The sequence below is a fragment of the Intrasporangium chromatireducens Q5-1 genome, assembly GCF_000576575.1.
GTDB classification, from domain to species: Bacteria; Actinomycetota; Actinomycetes; order Actinomycetales; family Dermatophilaceae; genus Intrasporangium_A; species Intrasporangium_A chromatireducens.
The window spans coordinates 1-9,362 of record NZ_AWQS01000152.1; the positions used below are offsets into that span (position 1 = coordinate 1).

Annotated in this window: 15 protein-coding genes and 1 tRNA gene; 5 read left to right on the forward strand and 11 right to left on the reverse strand. The window is 70.6% G+C overall.

Translation table 11 applies throughout. From position 1 onward, the window contains the following. The 10 genes from N864_RS24745 to N864_RS26445 form a co-directional block, all read right to left on the reverse strand. Nucleotides 1-271, reverse strand: a 271-nt coding sequence (locus N864_RS24745) for a hypothetical protein (RefSeq protein WP_155892965.1), incomplete at its 3' end; no start/stop codon positions are given. Continuing rightward, nucleotides 268-537 carry a hypothetical protein gene (locus N864_RS15390; RefSeq protein ID WP_051518656.1) on the reverse strand — a complete coding sequence of 90 codons (270 nt, stop codon included), beginning with the start codon at nucleotides 535-537 and terminating at the stop codon, nucleotides 268-270. The genes N864_RS15390 and N864_RS24745, both read right to left, overlap by 4 nt. After that, the gene (locus tag N864_RS15395; RefSeq protein WP_034718683.1) at nucleotides 534-776 is read right to left on the reverse strand and encodes a hypothetical protein; all 243 of its coding nucleotides are present in this window, start codon (nucleotides 774-776) and stop codon (nucleotides 534-536) included. Before N864_RS15395 ends, N864_RS15390 begins: the two co-directional genes overlap by 4 nt. A gap of 244 nt (nucleotides 777-1,020) precedes the next feature. Beyond that, a complete protein-coding gene (locus N864_RS15400; protein ID WP_051518657.1) occupies nucleotides 1,021-1,464 on the reverse strand; it encodes a hypothetical protein in 444 nt (147 codons plus the stop codon). Nucleotides 1,465-1,664: 200 nt separating this feature from the next. Beyond that, complete coding sequence (locus N864_RS24750) at nucleotides 1,665-1,835, reverse strand: hypothetical protein (protein ID WP_155892966.1); 171 nt, start codon at nucleotides 1,833-1,835, stop codon at nucleotides 1,665-1,667. A 224-nt stretch (nucleotides 1,836-2,059) separates the two neighbouring features. Beyond that, the gene (locus N864_RS23740) at nucleotides 2,060-4,585 is read right to left on the reverse strand and encodes a hypothetical protein (protein WP_051518658.1); all 2,526 of its coding nucleotides are present in this window, start codon (nucleotides 4,583-4,585) and stop codon (nucleotides 2,060-2,062) included. Next, on the reverse strand, nucleotides 4,582-4,845 hold the full coding sequence (locus N864_RS15415) for a hypothetical protein (protein WP_034718686.1): 264 nt from the start codon (nucleotides 4,843-4,845) through the stop codon (nucleotides 4,582-4,584). Before N864_RS15415 ends, N864_RS23740 begins: the two co-directional genes overlap by 4 nt. Beyond that, entirely contained in the window at nucleotides 4,842-5,144 is a 303-nt protein-coding gene (locus N864_RS15420; protein ID WP_034718689.1) for a hypothetical protein, read from the reverse strand. The genes N864_RS15415 and N864_RS15420 overlap by 4 nt, the downstream gene beginning before the upstream one ends. A gap of 61 nt (nucleotides 5,145-5,205) precedes the next feature. After that, nucleotides 5,206-5,457 (reverse strand): MerR family transcriptional regulator, encoded by a 252-nt coding sequence (locus N864_RS15425; RefSeq protein WP_051518659.1) that lies wholly within the window; start codon nucleotides 5,455-5,457, stop codon nucleotides 5,206-5,208. Between the two features lie 68 nt (nucleotides 5,458-5,525). Continuing rightward, the gene (locus N864_RS26445) at nucleotides 5,526-5,825 is read right to left on the reverse strand and encodes a helix-turn-helix transcriptional regulator (RefSeq protein ID WP_081793929.1); all 300 of its coding nucleotides are present in this window, start codon (nucleotides 5,823-5,825) and stop codon (nucleotides 5,526-5,528) included. A gap of 76 nt (nucleotides 5,826-5,901) precedes the next feature. Here N864_RS26445 and N864_RS15435 point away from each other — a divergent pair, with 76 nt between their 5' ends. From N864_RS15435 to N864_RS15445, 3 genes are read left to right on the forward strand one after another with little or no spacing between them, the layout of a single operon-like run. Continuing rightward, on the forward strand, nucleotides 5,902-6,531 hold the full coding sequence (locus N864_RS15435) for a hypothetical protein (RefSeq protein WP_034718695.1): 630 nt from the start codon (nucleotides 5,902-5,904) through the stop codon (nucleotides 6,529-6,531). Beyond that, nucleotides 6,524-7,678 (forward strand): site-specific integrase, encoded by a 1,155-nt coding sequence (locus N864_RS15440; RefSeq protein WP_205620969.1) that lies wholly within the window; start codon nucleotides 6,524-6,526, stop codon nucleotides 7,676-7,678. Before N864_RS15435 ends, N864_RS15440 begins: the two co-directional genes overlap by 8 nt. Then, the gene (locus N864_RS15445) at nucleotides 7,675-7,971 is read left to right on the forward strand and encodes a hypothetical protein (RefSeq protein ID WP_155892967.1); all 297 of its coding nucleotides are present in this window, start codon (nucleotides 7,675-7,677) and stop codon (nucleotides 7,969-7,971) included. Before N864_RS15440 ends, N864_RS15445 begins: the two co-directional genes overlap by 4 nt. Before the next feature lie 89 nt (nucleotides 7,972-8,060). Here the strand turns inward: N864_RS15445 and N864_RS15450 are convergent. Next, a tRNA-Ile gene (locus N864_RS15450) sits at nucleotides 8,061-8,134 on the reverse strand. 112 nt (nucleotides 8,135-8,246) lie between these two features. On the opposite strand from N864_RS15450, the gene N864_RS15455 reads away from it, so the two are divergent. Further along, nucleotides 8,247-8,597 (forward strand): non-heme iron oxygenase ferredoxin subunit, encoded by a 351-nt coding sequence (locus tag N864_RS15455; RefSeq protein WP_034718701.1) that lies wholly within the window; start codon nucleotides 8,247-8,249, stop codon nucleotides 8,595-8,597. A 185-nt stretch (nucleotides 8,598-8,782) separates the two neighbouring features. Continuing rightward, complete coding sequence (locus N864_RS15460) at nucleotides 8,783-9,286, forward strand: DUF3145 domain-containing protein (RefSeq protein ID WP_034718718.1); 504 nt, start codon at nucleotides 8,783-8,785, stop codon at nucleotides 9,284-9,286. Nucleotides 9,287-9,362 lie beyond the last annotated feature (76 nt).

Genomic DNA, 9,362 nt, shown 5'->3' on the forward strand with positions numbered 1-9,362 from the left:
CCTCGTGCGCCTCCGCCGCCTCCAGCTGGGCCCACGCGATCTCGATCTGTCCCGCCAGGCCCTTCCGGCCCTTCGCGCGGTAGCGTGCCGCCTCCGTCCGCAGCACCGCCTCCGACAGCCCCGTCGAGCGGAGCAGGTGCAGGAACCACCGCGCCGCGCCGGACGGCACGACAGCGAACGCGGGGAGTTCATGAGCTCGCCGCAACGGGAGACGACGCTCGCGAGCCCGGGAGCCGGCCAGGCGCACCCTCGACGCGTACCGCCCGGTCATGCCGCCGGCTCCGCCCTGCGTCGGCCCGTGGGGCGATGCACGTATGACGGCCACGCCACCCGCCCAGCCCACACGCCCCACACCTGGCGCTGCCCAGCCCTGTCGCACTGGTCGAGCACCGGGCACCCGTCGCACTCGGCAGCGGCCGCCTCGAGCACGTGGAGGTCGTCGGCCGTGAAGCGGTCCGCCTGACCCGCGCACGGCACGATGAGGCCGGCGGACAGGGCGGCCCCGATCGCAGCCGCGAGCTCGTCATGCGCGGTCATGTCTCGGCACCGCTCAGCCGATCGATCTGCGCGGCCCACTCGCCCGAGGGCTTCCAGTCGCGGCCCATGACGTCGAGGAGCACGGCCCGCACCTCGGTCTCGTCGCCGGTCGAGACGTACCGACCGCGCATCGCCTCCGGGATCCTGTCCCTCAGCGCGTCGAGCTGCTCAGGCGTCGCGTCCGCGCGGGCGGCGCCTACGAGCAGGACGAGACGCAGGCTCTCTGCCAGGGCAGTCATGCGCACCCACCTCGCAGCACGCGGCTCGCGTGATCAACGGCCCCGCCCGAATGAGACCCCGGGGGGTCGGCGGGAAGTGGGAAGGGGGGGTCAGTGAGCGAGCAGGGAAGTAGCAGGCCGTTAGCAGGGGTGGCGTTTGCGCAGGTCAGAGGCACGCTGAGAGTCCGAAACGGAGTGACAATCCGCCGTGCTTCTCGGACGCGCGTGTGTGAAAGCGACCCGCCACGGAAACCACACACGGCCGTCATGCCAGTTCCCCCCGGATCGCGCCGACTCGACGCAGCTCCTCAGGCACCACGGTGCCGAGCAGCGCTTGCTGCTCCGGCGTCAGCGTGAGCCGAGCGAAGATCGCCCTCAACGCCTCCACGAAGATGGCGCCCTGCTGCTCCGTCACCCGGGTGCGCCGCTCCTCGAAGTTGTGCCCCGCCAGCCGGTCCGCCAGGTGGGCCGCCTGCTTGTGCCACCGCTCCCACAGCGCCACTTCAGCCCGCAGCTGCTCCGTGCCGGCGCCGGCCGCCTTGTAGCGCAGCCGGTCATCCTGCGCCAGGTCGTTCACCCGGGCCGCCAGGGCCCGCTCCGTGGCCAGCGCCCGCTCCGCCAGCTCGGCCATGACCTGCAGCGGATCCGTGATGCCCTCGAAGCTCTCGAAGGCGAGGGAGTTGCGGATCTCCGTCTCGACCTCCTCCACGGCCAGACGGCGCGCGGCCTTCGCCCGGACTTGCGGAGCGCGGCCGCCGTGTGCGACACAAACTGTCCCGCCGTGGATCGGGTACGCCTGGCACCGCTCACCGCTCCGCTTCGATCGGGCGGTGCACTGCGGTCTGCCGGTGGGGCCAAGGGGTCCTCTGCGGTCGGGAGAGTGCCAAGGGGTTGAGGTCGGCGGGGGTGTCATGGCGTCTCCTGGGTGCTGGTGATGGCGGCGTGGGTCTCGCGCGCGGGGGATATCTGCACATCGCGTAGTTGGTTGAAGCGGGCGCGGGCTTCTTGGTACTGGCTGCGGTGCACGTGGCCCCAGACGCCGGCGAGGCCCCAGCCGGTGGCTTCGGTGTAGGCGAGCATCTGGGCGATGAGCTCGAACCAGAGAACGGGCTGCGAGGGGTGGAGTCGGGTGGCCGTCGAGCCGTCAGGGGTGTACAGGTGTACATGTACACCCCCGGGTACATCTGTTCTCTCGCCCGCGATTGGACCTTGAACCTTTTCTAAGCACGAACCTTCAAGGTTGGGTTGAGTGTTTTTTGACATGCAGGGGTGTACATGTACACCCCGCGTACACCCCTGGGCGGTCATGCGGCGGCTCCTTCGATGCGGCGGTATCGGGCTCCGTCGGCGGCTCCGTTGTCGACGTCCTCGGACTCGATGAGCCCGGCGGCCTGGAGTCGTTCGATGGCGTCGTCGAAGTGCTCGCGGTCGCGGTGGGCGATGGCGCGGCGCAGGTCGCTGTGGTTGGTCCAGTCCCCGTCGAGCTTGCGCAGGATGGTCCGGCCGACGCGCTTGGCGGCCTCGCCGGCACGGACCTCGGCGGCGACGCTCTCCCGCAGTCCGTCGGCGCGGCCTCGGGCCACGGTGGCGGCGTCGCGGCGGGTGAGCAGGGAGCGGACGACGCTGGCGCGGGTGTGGTCGCTGATGGCCATCACGATGCTGGACAGGGCCCAGTCCTCCTCGGTGACCTCGGCGTGGCCGTTGAACAGGCCCAGTGCGGCGGCGGTCTTGAGACGGCAGAGCAGGGCGTGTCCGTCGAGGGGGTCGACCTCGCCGCGGTGGCGGGCCCGGGCGGACTGGCGGATGGCGGCCTCGGCGGGCGGGTAGACGGGCAGCACGGTGCGGGTGCCGCTGGCGGTCGGCAGGGGCGGGGTGCGCCACTTGTGCGGCCGTGGTGCGGTGGGGGTGATGTCGGGCACGTTGGGGTCCTGCACTGGCATCCAGAGGAAGCGTTGGGGTGTGCCGCCGTCGGCGTCGTCGAGCAGGACGGCGGCGCGGGCGGGTTGGATGCCGACGATCAGGCACATGCGGTAGGCGTGGGGGCGCAGGTCGAGGCGTCGGGTGACGTCGGCGTAGGCGAAGCCGAGGGCGTCACCGTTCCACGCGTCGCGCAGCTTGGGCAGCAGGGTGGAGCCCTGGCGTCCCTTGAGTGCGGCGAGGGTGTCGACCTCGGGGGCGCGGAAGAGCGCGCGGGTGGTGTGCTGCTCGACGTGCCCACGCTCCTTGCCCTTGCCGGCGACGTATCGCAGGTAGGTGTGGGCGAGGCCTTCGCCGGATCCGACGCCTGCCTCGACGAGCTGCGGGCCGAGCAGCGGGCTGTAGACGATCGCATCCTTGGCCGCGCCCTCGGCGGCGCCCTTGCCACCTCCGGAGGGGCCGATGAGCCCGACGAACAGGTTCAGGGATGCGTACGAGCCGATGGTGTCGGGCAGGGTGACGAACGGCTCGACGTGCGCGACGACCCGGGCGAGCGCACAGCCCAGTACCGCCCAGGGGGAGGCGAGACGGGCGCGGGCGAACGCGCGAACGTGTTCGAGCTCGGGGCGGGCGGTCCAGAAGTCGTCGCGCTCGATGTCGAAGGTCGGCGTGGGTGGTGGCGGCGGCTCGTCGTCGTGCTGCCGCTCCCGGGCGACCCGCTGTGCCTGGTGCTCGAGGGCGACGAGGTCGTGCAGGCCGATGGTCGATGAGGTGGCCGGGCGGGTCACTGGCCTCGTCTCTCGAGGAAGCGGGAGGGCGGCCGCGGCTGGGGTGCTGGGGCGGCCTCCGATGGCGGCGAACAGGTCGACGGCGGCGGCGCGTTCGTCGCCGCCGTGGTGCAGGTGGGCGAAGACGCGGCCGCGGGTGAGCTTCTGTCCTCCGCCGGTGGGCAGCCCTGCGAGCTCGGAGTGCACGACGAGGACGTGCGGGTTCGCCTTGAGGGTGTGGGCGCTGCAGGGGTTGTCGGGCCCGTCCGGGCGGGACCAGCATTCGTCGATGCTCGGGGGGTGGCTGCCGTGGTGTTTGGTCCAGCCGGCGCCGGTGAGGATGTCGTCGAAGGCGGCGTACTCGTCGAGGAGGTCGAACGCGGACGCGCCGGTGTTGGGGACGAGCTCGACGCGTTGCCGGGTGGGGCGCTGCTCGACGGGCTCGGGGGCCGGCGTGACCGCCTGCAGGGCCTTGGTGAGGTCCTCGATGGTGTAGGCGACGCCGTTGTCCTGCACGACCCGGCAGGGACGCTCAAGGCCGCCCTTGCGGTTGACGGTGCCGGGGATCCGCAGGACCCGGGGCAGGTCCCCGACGCCGGCGCCGTACTCGTAGCCGAGCCGCTCCGCTGACCGCTTGAGCGCCTGCTGCCACGCGGCCGACATCTTGGCGGCGATGGGGCGGGTCGTCTCGTCGAGGACCGCGGGTGCCTCGAGGAGCCACCACGGGTAGAGACCGCCGCCGGAGTGGACCCAGAGGCTCGGCTCCGGAAGCCCCGAGGTCGAGACGATGCGCCACGCCTCGTCGGCGCTTGGGGGCAGCGGCAGCCCGCGGCCGGGCTTGTGCCCGACCTCGCCGAAGTCGACATCAGCCCACAGGCCGGGCAGGGCGAGGGAGTCCGCCTCGGTGCCGCGCTCGTGGGACTCGAGAGGCCGGGCCAGCGTGGTGGTGCGCAGGTAGATACCCTGGGCGCCTGCTCGGTCGAGGCCGGCAATCCGGCGCACGGCGCCGTCGATGTCGGGGATGCCGCCGCCGGTGCCCTTGAAGGTTCCGGTGGCGTCGACGTGCACGACGGAGAGCAGGCCGGGGGCGCCGGCATACACGCGCTCGAACCAGTCCCGGACGGCGTCGAGGTCGAGGGTGGTCATGCGCCCTTCCCCGTGTCCTGGGAGGCGAGCCATGCGTCATACGCCCTCTGCGCCTCGGGATTGAGCTCCTCGCGGGTCGTCGGGGGCTTCGCCGGCTGGGGCTTGGGCTTCTTCGTCCGTGCCGTCGCCTTGGCGAGGCGTCGGGCCCGAGCAGCGGGGTCCCGCACGATCACGGCCTCCAGGCCGTGGCGCAGCTGGACCCGTTCCCCGTACAGCGAGCGCAGCGCCTCGACGACCGCCTCGGCATTGTCGGCGCTCACCGCCAGCCCTCCCGTCGCATGCATTCGTCATCGAGGAGGGCGGACGGCGTGCCGATCATCGTCCGGCTCGATGTCTCGATGTGGACGACGTGGTCAGTCAGGGCCGCGGCGTGGCGGTACGCCTCGAGGTATCCGGGCAGGCGGGATCGGCAGGTGGAGCAGTAGACGGTCGTCGAGCAGGACTGCGGCTGCTCGCGCAGGTCGTGGTCTCTGACGATGTCGCGAAGGTTGCTCCAGGTGACGACGGGGAGCTGCCGTGGGGCGGGTTGCTTGCTGTGGCGTGGGTTCTCGGCGATCATGGGAAGTGGTCCTCCTGGTCAAAGGGATGAGCGGGCGGACGCACCTTTCGTAGAGGGGTGTTCAGGCTGCGGAGTCTGTAGCGGTGGCGATGGCCGGCCCGTCGACGGGGCCGGCCTCGCTCATGTCGGGGGTTGCGCCGAGGAGCTCGAGCAGCTTTGGCACGGGCACGCGGATCGCCCGGCCAAGCCTCAGGGTTGGGATCTCGCCCCGTGCGGCAGCGGCGTAGCTGGCATCTCGACCTATGCCGAGAACGCGGCCAGCGTCAGGGACGGAGATCGTGAGCCGGCCACGCAGGCTGTCGAGGGCGCTCACGCCGCCTTCCAAGTCCGGCGAAGTGGATACACCGGGTGCTGCTGTCAGGGTCTCCCCTGTCGGTGGGCTCATTCCGCCTCCCGGAGATCCTCGAGCAGCTCGACGTAGGCCACCATGAGGGAACCTCGGGGGGACCGCGTCCCGGACTCCCAGCGAGCCACCGTCACTCGGGTGACCCCGAGCTCTTTCGCGATTCGCGCTTGAGAGAGCCCGGCTGAACGTCGGAGCTCTCTCGCGAGCGATGGCGACGGGAGTCGCCTCCGCGCCTTCACCTCAGTTATGAGCGTCAAGGGTTCTTCCTCCTTACGGGGATCCCGGTTCCGCTGTGGTGCGCATTCGGAACCTCTGTCACTGAGTCCAGCCGACACTTAGATGGGGGCGCAACGGTGCACAACTAGTCGCCTATGGTTGCGCACCGGCGACATAGCGGATACAGTCACGGGCATGGACGAAGAACTGAGGCCCTACTCTTGGTGGCTCATTGCGCCGGATGATGACCACCTGGGCCCTGTCGTCGAGGCTGTGCGGCAACACGACTGGGTTGTGTTCGCAGGTGAGGAGGACGACCCGTCCGCCGCGCCGCCCGTGGCGCTCACGTTGTCCAAGACTGCGGACGGCAGGATGGTGTGTACGGGCATGATCATCGGCTTGTCGCAGGCTCACCCCGGCCATGTCGGACCGCTGGAGATTACGTCCCGCGATCTGCGTCGGATACCCGTCGCTGAGCTCGTCGGGCGAGCCATCTACGCGGATCAGGCGCCCGAACACCATGCCCCGGCACGCCGACGGGCCATCGCGGGCGCCCCGGAATCGCTGACATTGAAGAGGAATCCGGGTCCGAAGGGGCATCCGGATAAGCACTTCCAGCAGGTCGCTGAGATGTACCGGCGCGCTCTTGAGGAGAGCCCAAGGGCCCCGATCGTCTGGCTTACCAAGGAGTTGCACGCAGACCGCTCCACGGTAGCCCGCTGGCTCAGGCGAGCCCGTGACAAGGGATTCCTGGGTGAGGCAACGCCCGGGCGAGCGGGAGAGAGTGTGCCGGAGTCGAGCACGGAGGGCGAGCGGAATGAATGACGCGAAGATGCGAGACGGGATCATCCAGCGCGGCCGGACGTGGTCCTACGTGGTCCGCGAACGAGACCCGCAGACCGGCAAGACGAAGCCGAGGTGGGTCGGCGGGTTCGCGACGCGCAAGGCCGCGAAGGACGCCCGCGACTCCGCGCGCCACGCCGTCAACCGGGGGACCTACGTCGCCCCACAGAACCTCACCGTGGGGGAGTACCTCGATCGCTGGATCGCGGCGCACTCCGTCGAGCTCAAGCCGTCCACGGCGAAGTCCTACCGCGACAACATCGCCCGCTACCTCAAGCCCACGATCGGCCACGAACGGGTGCAGGCACTCTCGCCCTCGCGGCTCTCGGTCCTGTTCGCCGACCTCTACGGGAAGGGCGGCAAGGATGGCAAGGCGCTCTCTCCGCGCACCGTCGAGTTCGCCCGTGCGGTCCTGCGCCGGGCCATGCAGGACGCAGTCCTGGACCGCATCATCGAGGTAAACCCTGTCGTCGGCACCAAGCGGCCCACCGTTGTCAAGCCGAAGCACACGACCTGGACGGGCGCGCAGCTGCAGGCCTTCCTCGGCGGCCTCATCGAGACCGACCGGTGGGCGTCGCTCTGGACCCTCGCGGCCGCTACCGGGATGCGGCGAGGCGAGCTCATGGCGCTCAAGTGGGCCCGGGTCGACCTCGAGGCCGGCGTGGTGCACGTCGAGCAGTCCGTGACGCAGATCGGCCAGGAGCGCCACTACGTGACCCCGAAGAACCATGAGCGACGGTCGGTCACGATCGACCCTCGCACTGTCGCCACACTCAAGGCCTGGCGCAAGGCGCAGCTGGCGGAGCGGCTCGCGTGGGGCGCCGCCTACCGTGGTGACGAGGGCCTCGTCTTCACGTGGGAGGACGGCCGGCCCGTCCTGCCAGACTTCGTCACCAAGGCGTTCGGGTCCCTCACGGCCGGCGTCGACGGAGTCCCGCGGATCAAGCTTCACGAGCTACGGCACACCCACGCGACGATCCTGCTGCGGGACGGCGTCCCCGTGCACGTCGTGGCCAAGCGGCTCGGCCACAAGGACCCGTCGGTGACGCTCAACGTCTACGCCGACGCCATCCCGGACGACGACGGCCGCGCCGTCGACACCTTCACCAAGGCGGTGTGGGGAGCGTGAGCGCGGACCGTGTGTCGATCGCACTCAAGGCGCTCGGGGTGATCCGGGGCGGCGAGCCACTTACGCGCGATGAGCTCGAGGGGCTCAAGGGCCTGACCGCTGAAGAGAGGGCGCGGGCGGAGAGCCTGTGGGCGGAGGGCATCTTGGCCGGTGAGCCGGAAGAGAGGCTACGTGTGGCAAGGCTCGCGTGGCTGCTCAGGACACGCCCGAGCATGAGCGCGTACGAAGCCCTCGCATCGCTCTCGGAAGAGGAGTGGGCGGAGTACCTGGCGATCAATGGAAAGGACCTGTGATGCGGCGCGTTAGCAAACCGATAGCAAGCGGCCCCCGCCAGCGGGGGGACTGGCGGGGGCCTCGGGCCTCTGACCTGCAGAGATACCCGTGGGGCAGCAGGGGCTTGAACCCTGGACCGACGGATTATGAGTCCGCTGCTCTAACCGGCTGAGCTACTGCCCCGGGCGACCGCCGACGAGCTGTCCGGGAGGTCGCCGGGGGAGTCTATCCGCCGCCGGAGCGACCCGGCGCGCTCGGTACGCTCGGGGCGTCCGCCACCACGACGAGGAGAACCATGACCGAGGGCATCCGGGCCGCAGCCGTCGACGACGTCGAGCCGGGGGAGGCGCTCGTCCTGCCCCTTGAGCTGACCGGCACGGACGAACCGATCTCGCTCTTCCGGGACGACGACGGCACGTACTACTGCATGGACGACACCTGCTCGCACGAGGAGGCCTCGCTCGCCGAGGGGTGGATCGAGGCGGGTGAGGTCGAGTGCCCGCTGCACTCGTCGCGGTTCTGCCTCCGCAACGGGCGCCCGATGTGTCTGCCGGCCACCGAGCCGGTCCGCACCCACCGGCTCGAGATCCGCGACGGGGAGGTCTACATCTTCCCGGGAGTGCCTGCGGAGGGCAGCGAGAGCTGAGGGACGACTCGCACGAGATCACCACTGGTGCGTTTGTGTCTGATGGGGCAGAATGGGCAGCGGCTCGCTCCCGCGAGCTGAGCGGCATACGACAACACAGCACGACACGGCACCGCCGGGCTCACCACGCAAGGTCGTTGGGGAAGACGTCCCTTGCACTGGAGGAGGTTCGGATGTCTGCCGCGATGTCGCGCACCATGACGCGTGGGGTCCTGTTCGTACACGGCACCCCCGCCGCGCTGTGCCCCCACATCGGCTGGGCGGTCGAGGCGGTGCTGGAGCAGCCCGTCAGCCTCGACTGGATCGACCAGCCGGCCCAACCCCGCATGGTCCGGACCGAGCTGTCCTGGACCGGGCCGGTGGGCACGGGGTCCGCGCTCGCCAGCGCCCTGCGCGGGTGGCAGGGACTGCGTTACGAGGTGACCGAGGAGGCCACGCCGGTCTCCGACGGGTCCCGGTGGTCCTACACCCCGACGCTCGGCATGCACCACGCGTGGACGTCCGTGTCGGGAGACGTCGTCGTCAATGAGGACCGGCTGCGCGAGGCGATCACCCGCAACGTCGGCGACCCCGAGGGACTGCAGGACGAGATCGACCTGCTGCTCGGCGCGCCGTGGGACGACGAGCTCGAGCCGTTCCGCTACGCCGGCGACGGGGCTCCGGTGCGCTGGCTGCACAAGGTCGGCTGAGACTCCACCCGCCCCGTCCTCCAGCAGGGCGGGTGGCATGGCGAAGGCCCGGACGGTTCGTGCGTCCGGGCCTTCG